The sequence below is a fragment of the Streptomonospora mangrovi genome (assembly GCF_027604915.1).
Classification (GTDB): Bacteria; Actinomycetota; Actinomycetes; order Streptosporangiales; family Streptosporangiaceae; genus Streptomonospora; species Streptomonospora mangrovi.
Genome location: NZ_JAJAQC010000009.1, coordinates 50,367 through 65,759 on the forward strand (window position 1 = coordinate 50,367; position 15,393 = coordinate 65,759).

16 protein-coding genes are annotated in these 15,393 nt (G+C 74.3%); 8 read left to right on the forward strand and 8 right to left on the reverse strand.

The genetic code is table 11. The features are described from left to right. Positions 1-58: 58 nt before the first annotated feature. Positions 59-637, reverse strand: a complete 579-nt coding sequence (locus tag LG943_RS07420; protein WP_270071455.1) for a TetR/AcrR family transcriptional regulator — start codon at positions 635-637, stop codon at positions 59-61. A gap of 1,089 nt (positions 638-1,726) precedes the next feature. Here LG943_RS07420 and LG943_RS07425 point away from each other — a divergent pair. From LG943_RS07425 to folE, 7 genes are all read left to right on the forward strand, one after another. Further along, positions 1,727-2,488 (forward strand): class I SAM-dependent methyltransferase, encoded by a 762-nt coding sequence (locus tag LG943_RS07425; protein ID WP_333486333.1) that lies wholly within the window; start codon positions 1,727-1,729, stop codon positions 2,486-2,488. A 51-nt stretch (positions 2,489-2,539) separates the two neighbouring features. Then, positions 2,540-3,298 (forward strand): class I SAM-dependent methyltransferase, encoded by a 759-nt coding sequence (locus tag LG943_RS07430; RefSeq protein ID WP_270071457.1) that lies wholly within the window; start codon positions 2,540-2,542, stop codon positions 3,296-3,298. Positions 3,299-3,359: 61 nt separating this feature from the next. Continuing rightward, a complete protein-coding gene (locus tag LG943_RS07435) occupies positions 3,360-4,748 on the forward strand; it encodes an FAD-binding oxidoreductase (RefSeq protein ID WP_270071458.1) in 1,389 nt (462 codons plus the stop codon). Positions 4,749-4,752: 4 nt separating this feature from the next. Next, positions 4,753-6,273, forward strand: a complete 1,521-nt coding sequence (locus tag LG943_RS07440) for a guanine deaminase (protein WP_270071459.1) — start codon at positions 4,753-4,755, stop codon at positions 6,271-6,273. Positions 6,274-6,283: 10 nt separating this feature from the next. Continuing rightward, positions 6,284-7,093 (forward strand): 7-cyano-7-deazaguanine synthase, encoded by an 810-nt coding sequence (locus LG943_RS07445; protein ID WP_270071460.1) that lies wholly within the window; start codon positions 6,284-6,286, stop codon positions 7,091-7,093. Continuing rightward, complete coding sequence (locus LG943_RS07450; RefSeq protein ID WP_270071461.1) at positions 7,059-7,583, forward strand: 6-pyruvoyl trahydropterin synthase family protein; 525 nt, start codon at positions 7,059-7,061, stop codon at positions 7,581-7,583. Before LG943_RS07445 ends, LG943_RS07450 begins: the two co-directional genes overlap by 35 nt. A 19-nt stretch (positions 7,584-7,602) precedes the next feature. Beyond that, a complete protein-coding gene (gene folE, locus LG943_RS07455) occupies positions 7,603-8,208 on the forward strand; it encodes a GTP cyclohydrolase I (protein WP_270071462.1) in 606 nt (201 codons plus the stop codon). A 187-nt stretch (positions 8,209-8,395) separates the two neighbouring features. Here folE and LG943_RS07460 read toward each other — a convergent pair whose 3' ends face one another. After that, positions 8,396-9,337: an aldo/keto reductase gene (locus tag LG943_RS07460; protein WP_270071463.1), complete on the reverse strand. Its 942-nt coding sequence runs from the start codon at positions 9,335-9,337 to the stop codon at positions 8,396-8,398. A gap of 98 nt (positions 9,338-9,435) precedes the next feature. Here LG943_RS07460 and LG943_RS07465 point away from each other — a divergent pair, with 98 nt between their 5' ends. Beyond that, positions 9,436-10,023 (forward strand): TetR/AcrR family transcriptional regulator, encoded by a 588-nt coding sequence (locus tag LG943_RS07465; protein WP_270071464.1) that lies wholly within the window; start codon positions 9,436-9,438, stop codon positions 10,021-10,023. 212 nt (positions 10,024-10,235) lie between these two features. Here LG943_RS07465 and LG943_RS07470 read toward each other — a convergent pair whose 3' ends face one another. The 6 genes from LG943_RS07470 to LG943_RS07495 all read right to left on the reverse strand — a co-directional run bounded on the left by LG943_RS07470 (position 10,236) and on the right by LG943_RS07495 (position 15,377). Next, positions 10,236-10,880, reverse strand: a complete 645-nt coding sequence (locus LG943_RS07470; RefSeq protein WP_270071465.1) for a response regulator — start codon at positions 10,878-10,880, stop codon at positions 10,236-10,238. Next, positions 10,877-12,073, reverse strand: a complete 1,197-nt coding sequence (locus tag LG943_RS07475) for a sensor histidine kinase (protein WP_270071466.1) — start codon at positions 12,071-12,073, stop codon at positions 10,877-10,879. Before LG943_RS07475 ends, LG943_RS07470 begins: the two co-directional genes overlap by 4 nt. A 43-nt stretch (positions 12,074-12,116) precedes the next feature. Continuing rightward, positions 12,117-12,911: a hypothetical protein gene (locus tag LG943_RS07480; protein ID WP_270071467.1), complete on the reverse strand. Its 795-nt coding sequence runs from the start codon at positions 12,909-12,911 to the stop codon at positions 12,117-12,119. Positions 12,912-13,085: 174 nt separating this feature from the next. Continuing rightward, positions 13,086-13,460 (reverse strand): nuclear transport factor 2 family protein, encoded by a 375-nt coding sequence (locus tag LG943_RS07485; RefSeq protein WP_270071468.1) that lies wholly within the window; start codon positions 13,458-13,460, stop codon positions 13,086-13,088. A 29-nt stretch (positions 13,461-13,489) separates the two neighbouring features. Beyond that, the gene (locus tag LG943_RS07490; RefSeq protein WP_270071469.1) at positions 13,490-14,296 is read right to left on the reverse strand and encodes a DUF1684 domain-containing protein; all 807 of its coding nucleotides are present in this window, start codon (positions 14,294-14,296) and stop codon (positions 13,490-13,492) included. 172 nt (positions 14,297-14,468) lie between these two features. Then, positions 14,469-15,377, reverse strand: a complete 909-nt coding sequence (locus LG943_RS07495) for a class I SAM-dependent methyltransferase (protein WP_270071470.1) — start codon at positions 15,375-15,377, stop codon at positions 14,469-14,471. Positions 15,378-15,393 lie beyond the last annotated feature (16 nt).

Genomic DNA, 15,393 nt, shown 5'->3' on the forward strand with positions numbered 1-15,393 from the left:
CTTGAACTTCAGGTACAAAATTGCGGCATGCAGACCCCGGCGGTGCCAGGGGGTTGGATCAGAGGGAGTCGACCGTCGCGTCGATCACCCGGGCGAGTCGGTCCGGCCCCTGGGCGATGCGGGACACCAGGCGCATCCCCACGACGGTGTTCATCAGCATGCTCCCGAGTGCGACGGGGTCCCGCCCCGGGTCAATCTCTCCCGCCCGCTGCCCCTCCGCCACCAGGGCCTGGAATGCCTCCTCGGTGCGGTCGAGCATCCGGCGCAGCACCTCGGCTGCCTCCTGGTCGATGCCGGCCCGTTCGGCCGCGGTGTTCACTGCCAGGCAGCCACGGTGATCCGGGTCGGCCAGGTCCATCTCGGCCAGCGCTGTGAGTGCCACGCGCAGCCGCTGCTTCACGGGGCCCGGCTGCTCCAGTGTCTCGACCAGTGCCTCGGTCTGGCTGTCCCGGTACCGACGCAGTGCTCGCAGGAAGAGTGCTTGCTTGCTGCCGAACGCGTTGTACAGGCTGCCCTTTCCGATGCCGAGCGCGTCCACCAGGTCCTGGGGGGTGGTGGCGGCGTACCCCTTCCTCCAGAACACCTCCATCGCCCGGTCGACGGCGATCTCCGGATCGAACTCCTTCGGTCTTGCCATGTCCCAATCCTAAGCAATTCTGGACCTGTAAGTCAAAAATCCCCTCCATGAGGTTCTCGAAGGACCAACACCCCAGGTAGATCGTGCTCTTGCCGCAGCGGTTCCAGAACGGGTTGGCCGCGTGCGGGAGGCGCCCGCGCGGGCAGCTCGGGCAGTCCGTCGGGGCGCCCACGCGGTGCTCGGGACCGCGCACCCAGCGCAGTGCCGCCTATGCCCAGGTATCCAGTGCCATTGCCGTCGCGGCGCCCGGGCCGCCACGGCAACACCCGCGCCCGGCGCCAGAACGGTATTCTGGTCGGCTAAACCCGCAAGTCAATACGTGTGCTCTCCACGCACGTGGAGGTGAACCGGCCCTGTCGGCGACGATGCGGGCGTAGTAGCCGTGCTCTCCACGCACGTGGAGGTGAACCGTCGAGCCCAACGGCCGGCCGGGGGCCGGGGATGTGCTCTCCGCGTGCGTGGAGGTGGTAAGAGCCTCGGTGTGCCCCTTGGGGTGGGGGTTCTTTGCTTTGGGTGGGCGCTGGTGTGCGATTTCAGGTAGCCGAAAAGTAGCATCCGGATATTGGAGGCGGTTTTTTCGGCTCCAGCCTCGTGTGCTTCGGGTGTCGGAAGAAATGCTTCTGTGACGCGCTCTGCTGGGCGCTCCGGTTGGCCGCTTCGCGTTCTTTCTATGGCTCGGGCGGCGGGTGGCGGGATGCAGGTGGTTCCCGGCGTCACGGTGTCAATCTGTTGGATGTCGGAAGGGTGTTTTCCGTGTAGGGGAAACCATGGAAACCGGCCGGTTTTGTGCATCCAGCGCGTCCGTGTCAGGGGGTTTTCATTGGTTTGATGCCGTGTGTGCCACGTCTGGCCTGCGGATTCAAGCCTGCGCAGGATTTTTCAGACTCTTGGTTTTTGATGCGGTGTCATTCGGGATCAATGGTTCATAAGAGGTTTATTCGGGCGGACTTGTCCTTGCTTCTCCTTTTGCTGGATATGGGGATCTCGGCGGGGGAGATTCGGTGCCGTGTGAAAATGATCGCCGCTAGCCGTACCATCGCGCCGAGCGATCAACTAGCATTTCACCGAAAGCAACGAGGAGATTGAATTGTGTCAGCGATTGGCGCATGGGGCGACCCCGGGATAGCGCGAGCGTATGCGTCGTGGGAGCGGCCCGCCTACTGGCTATTGGGATACCCCTTCCTCTTCCGCTCCCTGGGGCTTGACGATCCGGCGGCGGACGACGGCCCTGTGGTCGACCTGGGGTGCGGGCACGGCGCGGTGGCCGCTCACGTGGCCCAGCGCTTCGGTTGCCCGGTCGTGGCGGCCGACCCCTCGCCCGCCATGGTGGAGATCGCCCGCCGCGAGTACGCCCATCCCCGGGTGGAGTACCAGTTGATGGCCGACCAGCGCCTCGACCTCCCCGGCTCCGTCGCACGTGCCGCCTACAGCGCCTTCGTCTTCGCGGCCGTGCCGACGCGCGCCGCGCTCGGTGCTCTGGCCGATGAGGCCGCCCGCGTGCTGCGCCCCGGCGCGCGGTTCTGCGTCCTCGACATGAATCCCGCGAGTGCCGGTACGGCCACTCCACGGAGCCGCATCGGCACTCCAGGGCGCGTCTACGCCGAGGGCGAGCCCCTCGTCGCCGTCCTGCGCCCCAAGGAAGGTCCGGAACTGCACCTGAACGCCTACCACTGGCCCGCCCGCGTCTACACCGAGGTCCTGGGCGGGGCCGGGTTCACCGACCTGCGCACCGAGCGGCCCACCCTCGCCGACGCGCCCGGTGTGGCCGACCCCGACCTGCTCGCCTCCCACCGCCTGCCCCTGGACCCCTCGGCCTCCCCTTTCATCGTCGTCACAGGGACCCGCGCCTAGCGCACCACGGTCCGGGCGGTCCGCGCCCGGACCCCGACAGATCGGACGGTCATGGCCCTCACCGGATCGTGGAGCGACCCCCGGGTGGCGTCCGCCTACGCCTCCTACGACCGCGCCCTGGGCTGGGCCCTGGGCTTTCCGTTCGTCTTCCGCGCCCTCGGGCTGAACGGAGTGGCCGACGACGCCCCGGTGGTCGACGTCGGCTGCGGCCACGGCGCGGTCGCCCGGCGCACGGCCGAACTCTTCGGCTGCCCGGTCGTGGCGGCCGACCCCTCGCCCGCCATGCTGGAGATCGCCCGCCGCGACTACGCCCATCCCCGGGTGGAGTACCGCCTGATGGCCGACCAGCGCCTCGACCTCCCCGGCTCCGTCGCCCGCGCCGCCTACAGCGCCTTCGTCTTCGTCAACCTGCCCACCCGCGCCGCGCTGGTGGAACTGGCGGGGGAGGCCGCCCGCGTGCTGCGCCCCGGCGCGCGGTTCTGCGTCCTGGACGTGAACCCCGCCAACGCCGGTGCGCGCGCGGGCAGGGGCCGCTTCGGCGACCCCGGACGCTCCTACTCCGAGGGCGAGCCCCTGACCTCCGTCCTGCACACACCCGACGGCACCACCCTCGAACTGGCCAACTACCACTGGCCCGCCCACGTCTACACCGAGGTCCTGGGCGAGGCCGGCTTCACCGACATACGGGCCGAAACCCCCACGCTCGCCGACGCGCGCGGCGTGGCCCACTCCGAACCACTCGACTCCAAGAACTGGCCCCTGGGCCCCGACACGGCCCCCTTCATCGTCGTCAGCGGCACGCGCCCCTGACCGCCGCGGCCGCCCCCGCGGTCGCGACGGTCCTCCCGGTCCCCTCGGAGAGGAACTCCTGGTGAACGTCATCGGAGCGGTATCCCGGCCCCCGGACTCCGCGGCGTGGGACGAACTGCGCGCGAGCGTCGCGGGGCGGGTGCTGGTGCCGGGCGACCCCGACTACGACGACGCCCGAAGCCTGGCCGACCCCCGCTTCCGGCTCGTCCGGCCCAGCGCCGTCGTGCGCTGCGCCGGCACCGACGACGTGCGCGCCGCGCTCGCCTTCGCCCGGCGGCACCGGCTCACCCCGCGCCCGCGTTCGGGCGGCCACAGCTACGCCGGCTACTCCACCGGCCCCGGCCTGGTCGTCGACGTCTCCCTGATGGACGCCGTCGAGGTCGAGGGCGAGACCGCCCGCGTGGCCGCCGGGGCGCGCAGCGGAGCGGTCGCCCGGGTGTTGCAGGACCACGGTCGGCTGCTTCCCCTGGGCACCTGCCCCGGAGTGGGCATCGCGGGGCTGGCGCTCGGCGGCGGCATGGGGACGGTCGGCCGCCGCTACGGGCTGACCCTCGACCACGTGCGCGCGGCCCGGATCGTCCTGGCCGACGGCCGGGTGCTCGACTGCACCCCCGACTCCCACGCCGACCTGCTGTGGGCGCTGCGCGGTGCCGGGGCGGGCAACTTCGGGGTGGTCACCCGGTTCACCTTCCGCACCCGGACCGCGCCGACCGTCCACAGCTTCCTGCTCGAATGGCCGTGGCGGCACGCGGCCGCGGTGCTGGAAGCCTGGCAGGGGTGGGCACCGGACCTCCCCGACTGCATGTCCACCCAGGCCGCCCTGCGCGTGGCCCAGGCGCGGGTCACCGTCACCGGCGCGTGGCTGGGCGGCGCGGACGGGTCCGCCGCGTACCTCGACCAATTCGTGGGGGCGGTGGGACACGAACCCCACCGCACCGCGCGCGGCTCCTCCACCTACCCCGAGTCGATCGACTTCCTGTGGGAGGGCCTGGCCGTGGGCTCCTCCGGCCCCCCGCCCCGCGCCTTCCACCGCGACGACCTCCTCACCCGCCCGCTGCCGTCCCGCGCGGTGGCGGACCTCCTCGGCCGGCTCGGCGCCGACCGCCCCGCGGGCCAGGAACGCTACTGCGTGCTGGACCTGATGGGCGGCGCCTACGGACACGACCCCGACACCGCGTGGTCGCACCGCTCCTGCCTGTTCGACGTCCGTTACCGCGCCGCGGTCCCGGCCGGTGCGGACCTGGCCGACGCGCTCGCCGCCCGCGCGTGGGCCGACTCCTTCGCGCGCGCGTTGGCGCCCTGGGCCTGCGGCCAGTCCTACCAGAACCACATCAGCGCGGCCCGGCCCGACTGGGCCCGCGCCTACTACGGCGACCACCTCGACCGGCTGCGCCACGTCAAGGCCGCCTACGATCCCGACCGCCTCTTCCGCTACCCGCAGGGGATCTGAGCACATGTCCGACCGGTCCGCCCGCGCACCGGGGCGCGTCAGCCACCGGGGTATCGTCCTGCACTTCACCGGGGATCCCGACGACCCCGAACACGGCGCCGAGCACACCCACCTCTACGAGGACGGCGTCCTCGTGGTCGAGGACGGCCGCGTCGTCCACGCCGGGCGCTGGCACGACCGGCCGCGCGTTCCCGGTGCGCCCGAGAGGGTCGAGGACCACCGCGGCGACCTCATCCTGCCGGGGTTCGTCGACACCCACGTCCACGCCGCGCAGATCGACGTGATGGGCACCCCCGGCGCGCAGTTGCTGCCCTGGCTGACCCAGCGGGTCTACCCCGCCGAACTGCGGTTCCGCGACCCCGCCTATGCCGCGGCCGCCGCGCGCGACCTGCTGGGCATGCTCCTGGCCGCGGGCACCACCACCGCCGTGGTCTCCACCTCCACCCACCCCGACGCCGCCGAGGCGTTCTTCGCCGAGGCGCTCGCCCTGGACCTGCGCGTGGTGGCGGGCAAGGAGCTGATGGACGCCTGCGGCACCTCCTCGGGCGGGCCGGTGCCCGACGCGCTCCTCGACCCCACCTGGGAGAAGGGGCACGAGGCGACGGTGGACCTCGCCCGGCGCTTCCACGGCCGCAGGGGCGCCCCTCACGACCCCTACGGCTCCAGCCGGATCGGCTACTGCGTCAGCCCGCGCACCGCCGCGACCTCCACCCTGCCCGCGCTGGAGGCCGCCGGCGCCCTGTACCGGGAGTCGGCGGCCGCGGGCGAGCCGCTGTGGGCGCAGGGACACCTGATGGAGAACCGGTACGAGGCCGACCGCGTGCTCGGCCTGCTCTGCGGCCGAGGCGTGCACGCCCGCTCCTACCTGGACGTGTTCGACCGCTGCGGACTCGTCGGCCCCCGCAGCGTGTGGGCGCACTGCGTGTGGCTCGGCGAGGACTACCCCACCACCCCCGCCTCCTGCCCCCACCGCCCCGCCGGCGGAGCCGACCTCGACCGCGAACTCCTGCGCGAACGCGGCGCGGGCGTCGCCTTCTGCCCGACGTCCAACCTGTACCTTGGCAGCGGCTTCTTCCCCCTGCACCGCCTGCGCGGCGACGGCGTCCCGGTCGGCCTGGGCACCGACATCGGGGCGGGCACCGGCTTCTCCCCGCTGCGCGCCCTGCACGACGCCTACACCGCGACCGTCCTGGGCAACGGCTTTCCCGCCGAGCGCCCCACCGGCCCGCGGCGCTCGCTCTCGGCCCTGCGCGGCCTGTACCTGGCCACCCGTGGCGGAGCCGAAGCGCTCGGCCTCCAGGGCGTCATCGGCGGCTTCTCCCCGGGCTGCGAGGCCGACTTCACCGTCCTGGACCTGGGTGCCACCCCGGCCCTGCGGCGCCGCATGGACACCGCGCACGACGTGCACGACATGCTCTTCGCCCTCATGGTCCTGGGCGACGAACGCAGTGTGCGCACCACCTACGTGACAGGGCGGCCGCTCTACCGGCGCGGCGCCGACCCCTACACCCCGTACCCGACCTGAGGAGCAGCCGATGCCCGCTTCCCCGCCCCGCCGACCGGCCGACGCGTGCGGTGGAACCGACTCCCGCGCCCGCCGGGAGGACCCCGTGACGCCGCGCGAGCACGAGAAGCCGTTGGCGGTGGTGGTCTTCTCCGGTGGCCTGGACTCCACGGTCCTGGCCACCCACTACCGCGCCACCCACACCCTGCTCCTGCTGTCGTTCGACTACGGCCAGCGGCACCGCGGGGGAGAGTTGCGGGCGGCACGGGAGATCGCCGCCCACCTCGGAGCCGAGCACCACGTCATCGGCATGCGCGGCCTGGGAGCCCTGCTCACCGGGTGCAGCCTCACCGATCCGTCCCACGACGTCCCCGAGGCGCTTAACGCCGACGCGGTGCGGGCGATCACGATCCCCAACCGCAACGCCCTGATCACCGACGCCGCGGCGGGCGTGGCCATGGCGCGCGGAGCCGAACTCGTGGCCCTGGGGGTGCACCGGGTCCCCGTCGGCGACCCCTACCCCCTGCCGGACGCCTCCCCGCGGTTCTTCGCCGCCTACCGCGGCATGATCCGCGTGGCCGCCGGCGAGTTCCCGGTCCCGCGGGTGGAAACCCCCTTCATCGGCATGGCCAAGAAGGACATCGTCGCCCACGGCCACGCGCTGTCCGCCCCGCTGGGCAGGAGCTGGACCTGCTACCTCGACGGCCCCGCGCAGTGCGGCCGGTGCTTCGCCTGCCTGACCCGGCGCCGTGCCTTCGCCGACGCCGGGGTACCGGATCCGACCGCGTACGAGAAGGAGAGCGTGCATGACGCACCGCATTCGAGTCCGGCACAACTTTGAGACCGCCCACCGGCTGCCCCATCTGGGTGGGAAGTGCGTGAACCTGCACGGCCACTCCTGGTGGGCCGAGGTCAGCGTGAGCGCGCCGGCCCTGGCGGGCGACGGCACCGTCGTCGAGTTCGGCGCCTTCAAGAAGGCGCTGCGTGCCTTCGTCGACACCCATCTCGACCACGGGGCCATGCTCGGCGCCGACGACCCCCTGGCCGCGTTCCTGCTGGAGCAGGGCAGCAAGGTCTACCGGTTCGGGGAATCCGCTCCCGCCGAGGCCGAGCGCTACGCCCGCGACCTGCCCCACCCCACCGTCGAGGCCGTCGCCGTGATGCTGGGCCGGGTCGCCGAGGACCTGCTCGGTCGGCAGGAGCGTGCGGCGGGCGCCCGCGTGACCGCTGTCGAGGTCACCGAGACCCACGTCAACACGGCGGAGTACCGCCCCGCGACCTCCCCCGCCGCCCGCGAGCGCTCCGTCGAGCGCGTCCTGGCCGCCGACTGACTCCCAGGAAGGAAAGCCCATGACCCTTGACAGGCTGAGCGACGTCTCCGCCCTCATCGACGCCGAGGACACCGAGGCCCAGGAGCACGCCCGCCGCATGATGGCCGCCCTCGGCCTGCCGGTGACCGAGTCCGGCATGGCCGACACCCCCCGGCGCCTGGTCCGGGCGCTGCGGGAGTTCACCGCCGGGATGCACGAGGACCCCGCGCGCCACCTGCGGGTGACGTTCCCGCCTGAGGCCGAGGAACCGGGCATCATCGCGGTCACCGCGGTCCCGTTCGTCTCGGTGTGCGAGCACCACCTGCTGCCGTTCACCGGCCGCGCGAACGTCGCCTACGTGCCCGCCCTCAAGGCGCCCATCGTCGGGCTGTCCAAGCTCGCCAGGCTGGTGCGCGGGTACGCGGCCCGCCCCCAAGTGCAGGAGCGTCTGGGGGAGCAGGTCGTCGAGGCGCTGTGCACCCGGCTGGACAGCGTGGGAGCGGCGTGCCGGATCTCCGCCGAGCACTCCTGCATGACCCTGCGCGGAGCCAGGGCCGAGGGGGCGCAGATGGCGACCCTGCACCTGCGAGGGGTGTTCCAGACCGATCCGGTGATGCGGGACGCCTTCCTCGGCCTGGACCGGTGAGAAGGGGGCGCGTCCGCCCGCCAAGCCCCTGCGCACCCATGGAGGACGAGCGTGACCGGTCTCAGGTAGGAGGACGATACGGAGTCCGAGGACGCCGACCGGAGCAGGCGGCGAGCGGTCCGTCCCCGTGCGGCCGGTCCCGCCGAGGCGGTGCGGGTGGCGGCGCCCGCGTGCCCGGGGGTGTCGGTCAGGGGCGGCGCAGGCGGTTGAGGGCGCCGCGGACTCCGGAGGCGGGCTTGATCGCGTCCAGGCGTGCCACCTGGTCGGCGGAGAGTTCGACCGAGCCGGCGGCAATGTTCTGCTCCAGGTGGGTGATCGAGGCCGTGCCCGGGATGAGCAGGACGTTGGGCGCGTGGTGCAGCAGCCAGGCCAGGCCGACCTGCGCGGGGCTCGCCCCGACCTCGCGGGCGACCCGCTGGACGACCGGCTCGTGGGTCACCTTCGCCGCGCCCGGGAAGGCGCCGCCGAGCGGGAAGTAGGGCGCCCACGAGATGCCCTCGGCGCGGGCGATGTCCAACACGGGCTCGTGTCCGCGGGCGGTCAGGCTGTACCGGTTCTGCACGGTCGCGATCCCGGCCGGCAGGGCCGCGCGCAGTTCGGCGGCGCTGACCGTGCTCAGGCCGATGTGGCCGATCAGCCCCTCGTCGCGCAGGGCGACCATCTCGGCGATCTGGTCGTCGAACCGCACCATCTGGGAGGGGAGCAGCGGAAAGGAGCCGGGCGCGATGCGGCGCATGTTGACCACGTCCAGGCGTTCGACCTTGAGGCTGCGCAGGTTGGCGTGGACCTGCGCCCGCAGTTGCTCGGGCCGCTGGGCGGGGATCATCGGCAGCGGGCCCCGCTCGGCGGGCCGGGCGCCGACCTTGGTCACGACCACCACGTCGTCCTCGGAGCCCAGGGCTTCGGCGAGGCAGCGGTTGGCGGTGCCGCCGCCGTAGAAGTCGGCGGTGTCGAAGTGGTTCACCCCCAGTTCACAGGCGCGGCGCAGCAGCCTGCGGGCCGCGTCGGGAGCGCTCACGCGCGGCAGTTGCATCGTGCCGTAGCCGACCCGGGCGACCTCGCGGCCGGCCAGGGTGAAGGAGCCGCCGGGGCGGGCGGGGACGGCGGAGCCGGGGGTGGAGTCGGTCATCGCGCGGGCTCTCTCTCGTGAGATCATGGAGCATGAACCGGAGGATCCTCCGGTAAGCCCAGAATGCCACAACCGGAGGGTCCTCCGCTATGGGTGATGTGCAGCAGCCCCGTGAGTCGTCCGCCCCCGCCCCGCGCCGGCGCCGCGCGGACGCCGAGCGCAACCGCCGGGCCCTGCTCGACGCCGCCCGCGCCGCCCTGGCTGAGGGCGAGGGCTCCTTCTCCCTTGAGGCCGTCGCCCGGGTGGCCGGGGTCGGGATCGGCACCCTTTACCGGCACTTCCCCACGCGGGAGGCCCTGGTGACCGCGGCCTACGACGCCGAGGTGGAGGACCTGCTCGCCCAGGCCGGGCGCCTGCTGGAGGCGCTGCCTCCGCGCGAGGCGCTGCGGGCGTGGCTGGACCAGTTCGCGCGGTTCGCGGCGACCAAGCGCGGCATGCTCGACGCGCTGCGCCTGGACGTGCTCGACTCCGCCCGGCGGCCGGACGTGGCCGGGATGCGCGAGCGCATGGCGGCCGCCATCACCCCGGTCCTGGCGGCCGGTGCCGGCGACGGCTCCCTGCGCGCGGACGTGCGGGCCGTCGACGTCGTGCTGCTGGCCGCGGGCGCGCTGATGCCCATCCGCGTCGACGCCGCCCAGACCGATCGGCTGCTCCGCCTGGTCATGGACGCGCTGCGCCCGACCTGAGCGGGCGCGGCGCGCACTCCCCAGGGGAAGGCGGGCAGGCGCGGGCGCGCCTCGACCGGGACCCGGCCGCCGGGATGCCCGGCGCGCCCCGCCCAGCCGTCCGTCCTCGGGCGCGCGGCCGGGCTGCCGCGGCGGCCCTGGTCAGGTCAAAGGGCCGGGCCGCGAACCCGGGGGAGCGGCTTCAGCGGCACCCGGTGATCCCGGGGCCGGTCTCACTCCTCGGCGTCGCGTACCAGCAGGGCGATCTGGACCCGGTTGGCCGCGCCGAGCTTGGCCAGGGACCGGCTGACGTGGGCTTTGACCGTGGTCTCGGTCATCGCCAGTTCCCGGGCGATCTCCGCGTTGGCCAGCCCCCGGGCCACGCCGTCGGCGACGTCCCTCTCTCGTGGCGTGAGCCGAGCCAGCCGTTCGCGGGCGGCGCGGGCCGCGGCGGGGCGGCGCTCGGCGACGGCGTCGACCAGTCGCCGGGTCACGGCGGGGGCCAGGATCGAGCTGCCGTCGGCGGCCGCGCGGACGGCGGCGACCAGTTCCCGGGGGCCGCTGCCCTTGAGCAGGAAGCCGGCCGCCCGCGCGCGCAGGGCGCCGTGGACGTACTCGTCCAGGTCGAAGGTCGTCAGCATGACGACCTTGGGCGGGTCGGGTTCGCGGTTGATCGCCTTGAGCGCCGCCACCCCGTTCATCCGCGGCATGCGGACGTCCATCAGGACCACGTCCGGCCGCAGGTCGCGGACGGCGGCGACGGCCTCCGCGCCGTCCGCTGCCTCTCCCGCGACCTCCAGGTCGTCGGCCGCCTCCAGGATCATCCGCAGGCCGGTGCGGACCAGGGCCTCGTCGTCGGCGATGAGGACGCGGATCACGTCGGCAGCCTCGCCCACACCCGGAACCCGCCGCTCCCGGTCGGCCCCGCGTGGAACTCGCCGCCCAGCGCCTCGACGCGTTCCCGCAGGCCGATGAGCCCGACCCCGGTACCGGCCAGGTCCAGCGGCGTCCGGTCGGGCGGGGAGTTCTCCACGGCGACCTCGACGGCCCCGGGCGCGCGGTGCACCGTGACGCGGGTGGCGGCGGCGCCCGCGTGCTTGTGCACGTTGGTCAGGGCCTCCTGCACGACCCGGTAGGCGGCGTGCTCCTCGGCCGTGTCGGCCGTGTCCGCGCCGTGCCCGGCGGTGCCCTCCAACTCCACCGGGACGCCCGCCGACCGCGACCGGGCGACGAGGTCGGGGACATCGGCGAGCGTGGGCGGCGGCCGCAGCGCCTCCGGGGCCTCGGCCGCCGCGTCCCCGGCCGCGCCCGGCTCGGGGTCCCCGGTTCGGCGGAGCACCCCCAGCACGTGGCGCAGTTGCAGCAGGGCGTCCTGCCCGGTCCGGCGGATCAGTTCGGCCTCGGCCGCGGTGGCCTCGTCGGCCGCGCCGACCTCCAGCGCACCCGCGCGCAGCACGATGAGGGAGACCCGGTGGGCGACGACGTCGTGCATGTCCCGGGCGATACGGGTCCGCTCCTCGGCGCGGGCCCGCGCCGCCAGGGCCGCCCGCTCGCTTTCGAGCCGGTCGGCCCGCTCCCGCAGCCCGGCCAGGACCTGGGCCCGGGCTGCGGTCCACGCCCCCAGGGCCAGTGGCAGCCACACGAACAGCGCCGCGCTCCCCAGGGCCGAGTCCCACCCCACTCCGGGCCGGGGCAGGGCGCTCAGGACGGTCATCACCGCCCCGGCGGCGAGGGCGGGTCGCCGCCCCCGGGCCGCCACGAGGTAGAGAGCGAGCGCGGTCACCGGCCCGGTGGCGCGCAGCACGGCGTCGGCGGCGGCCAGCGCCACCAGCGGCCACAGCGAGCGCCGCGCCCCCCAGGCGGCGGCCGCCGCCGCGGCCCCCACCAGCGCCGCCCCTGCCGCGCCGGGCACGGCGGCGAAACCGGACAGCAGCGCGGCGTGGGACGGTGGCAGCAGCAGGGGGTAGAAGGAGCCGCAGAAGGCCGCCAGGGAAAGGGCGAAAGGGGCGGCCCGGCCGCGTGCCCGGCCCGCGTGTCGGGGCCCAGGCCGGGGGCCGCGCTCGCTGCTCACGCGTCTCACCCTAGCCGGGGACCCGCCGCCCGGACCTGCGCGGTCACCAGCTGACAAGGCGCGATCCCGCCGTGGCCGGAGCCTCGCCGGGGCGCACCGCGCGGCCGGGCGCCCTCCCTCGCAGGATCCGCGCCCCCAGCGGCGCGAACACCAGCGCGGCCGCGGCCGCCGCGACGGCGCAGTCCACCAGCGTCGCCTCCTTCAGCACCCCGCACCACAGCGCGCCCCACAGCAGCAGCAGGGCGGTGCGGCCCGTACTCAGCACCCCCGAGCGGTGCGCGCCCACCGCCAGCAGCAGCACGCCGGCGTACTGGCCGAAGTAGGCGGTCACCGGGACCCGCCACGGGCCGTAGGCGAGGTCGGTGTAGGTGGCGTTCACGGTCGCCGTCGCCGGGCCGAGCCCGAGGTCGTCCACCAGGGCGAAGGCGGCCGCGTCGACGCCCGCCGCGTACATGCGGCCCAGCAGTCCGAGCACGACCAGCAGGGCGCCCGCCGCGGCCAGGCGCGGGTACCGGGGGGCCACCACGCGCGCGAGCGCGGCGAACGCGGGGACCAGCAGCATCGCCCCGGCGGCGAACAGGGCGTGGGCGGCCGTGGCCATGAGGGGGGACTGCTCGTAGGCGGCGAGTTGGGCGTCCGCCATGAACGGTTGGGCCTCGAACGCGCGCAGTTGGGCGTCGGTGAACGCCCCGCCGCGCAGCGCGAGGTAGCGCAGGACGAGGCCGGCGCACCACAGGAGAGGCGCGGCGACGAGTGCCGTGCCGCCGATGCGGCGGCCGGGGAACCCGGCGAGGTCGGGCACCCGGTCGGAGCCGGGGAGGCCGTGGAGGGAGGTCATGTGCTTCACCCTGGTCGGCGGCGGGGCGGGCCGCATTCCCCCTTCGCCACGTACGCCGTCTCTTTGGTAGCGGGTCGGGGGGATCGCCGGAGGTTCCCGGTGGGGTCCGCGGCTTCGGGCGGCGGTGACCGGTGATGGGCGGGCCTGCCCGGGGGCACGGCCCGCCCGTGCCGGTCAGGCGTCCTGGGCGGCGGGGATGAAGTTGGCGTACTCCTCGATGCGGGTGATCTCCCCGGCGTCGTTGAAGCCGAAGTAGACGGCGGCGTGGACCTCGCCGCGCACCCCCTCGGCGGTGGCGACGTGTACCACGTGCTGCTGGAGGACCTCGCCGGGCTGGGAGAGTTGGCGGAGGATCTCGTAGCGCATCGACTCGATGGAGTCGATCTGGGCCTCCATCCCCGCGACGTTCTCCTCGATGGACTGCTCGCCCTTGCCGTCGTTGTGCCACACCGTGGCGGTGTCGGCGCACAGCGCGCGGGCGGCCGTCCAGTCGCGCGACTCCAGGGCGCGCAGGTAGGCGACGGCGGTGTCCTTGATGTCCTGGCTCATGCCTTCTTCTTTCTGTGCCGGGCTGACTGTCAGTCGCGGGCCGGGGCGGTGTGGATGAGGGCGCGCTCGCCGGCTTCCACGCGCAGGGGCAGGTGGTTGCCGGGCGGCGAGAGGGGGCAGACGAAGACGTCCGGGTTCAGGTGGTGGTGCGAGAGCGTGGCCTGGTTGAAGTCCACGTCCACCGCCCTGCCGGGCTCCAGCAGCGGCAGCACCAGCCAGCGGCCGATCATCGGGGTGGAGTCTCCGTTGGTGTCGTCGGTGAAGACCACCAGGCGCTGTCCGGGCATGTCCTCCAGGACGGCGAGGACGTACTCGGTGCCGCGCACGGTCACGACCAGGTCGACGGGAGCCGGGACGGCCTCCGTGCTCCGCGGGGCGGTCAGCCGCTCCACCTCGATCCGCCGTCCGTGCGGAGCGGCCCGGTAGCGGCCCTGGAAGACCCAGTCCGGGTCGTAGGGGAAGCGGTCGATGCCGCTGAGGCCGGAGCTTGCGACCCGGCTCGGGTCCATGACGACCACGCCGTAGTGGCCGTCGGCGCCGCCCGCGACGCCGGTCAGGTCGCCGGGGAACTCCAGGGCGCTGCCGGAGGGCACTTCGGTGGTCCCCTCGACGGTCTCGCCGTTGACGCGCACACCGTCCCGGGCCGGGGCGGTCACGGTCAGCGCGCCCGATCCAGTGGTGGTCCACTGGCCGGGCAGGCCGGGCAGGGTGTGCGGTTCGCGGCCGTGGATTGTGGCCCTGGCGATGACCGTGCCCTTCCCGTTGGTTCCGGCGATCTCCTCCCACCGGCGCCGGCGCCAGGCTTCGTAGTCGGCGGGGATCCGCGGCTCGCTCATGGAGGTGCTCCTTTCTCTTCACCGCGCCCCGGGGGCGCGGGCGGTGGTGCCGCGCGGGGCGGGCGCGGGCATGGTCGGCGGCCCGGCGGCGCACGCGGGTGCGCGGCGGTGGTGGCGTGTGCGGCGCCTGGCCGGCCCGCTGGCGCCGGCACGGCGCGGGGGCGGCCCGGGGTCAGGCGCGGCGGGCGGCCCAGACGGTGCGTTCGGTGCGGACCGCGAGGTCGCCGCGGCGCAGGATGCTGTGCGGGCCGTCGAGGTCCAGGAGTTCGTCGAGTGCGGCGAGGTCTTCGGGGCTGAGCGCGGACGCCACGCCGCCGCGGAGGCGCCGCAGGCCGGCGTGGGCGTAGCGGCCGACGGCCGGACCCCGGTCGCCCTCGATGTGCACGGCGATGGTGCGCTGGTCCTCGACGGTGAACCCGGCGGCGGCCAGTATCGGCCCCCAGTCGGCACCCCGGTGGGGTACGTGTTCGGCGTGGTGGCGGTCGGCCACGGCGTGGACGCGCTCCTCGAGCCCGGGGCGGCCCTCGGGCGCGTCGGCGGGCAGGAAGCGGGGGAAGCCGTCCAGTTCCACCACCGCGAGCAGGCCGCCCGGCGCGAGCAGGTCGTGCACGTCGGCCAGCGCGCGGTCGGGGCGGGCCATGTGGTGCAGGGAGGCCGAGGCCCACACCAGGTCGGGGGTGCCGAGGTCGGGCCAGGGCTGGGCGTCGAGGTCGGCCTGGACGGTGCGGATCCGGTCGCCGAGGCCGCGGGCGTCCGCCTTCTCGCGCAGGAGCCGCAGGTGGCCGGAGGAGGCGTCGACGGCGGTGACGTGCGCGTCGGGGAAGCGGTCGAGGAGGGCGAAGGTGCCCGCACCGGTGCCGCAGCCCAGGTCCACGATCCGGCGCGGCGCGGACCTCAGCGGGAGCCAGGCGGTGATGGCGGCGATGTGCTCGGCGAGCACCTCGGCGTCCAGGTCGAGGATCTCCGCCTGGCCGCTGTCGTCGGGCGCGGAGTCGTGGGTGTGCGGGCCGCCGGGGTGGAAGGTGTGGCTGTGGCTGTGGCTGTGGCTGTGGCTGTGGCTGTGGCTGTGCGCTGGGCTCATGGCATCACCGTAGGCG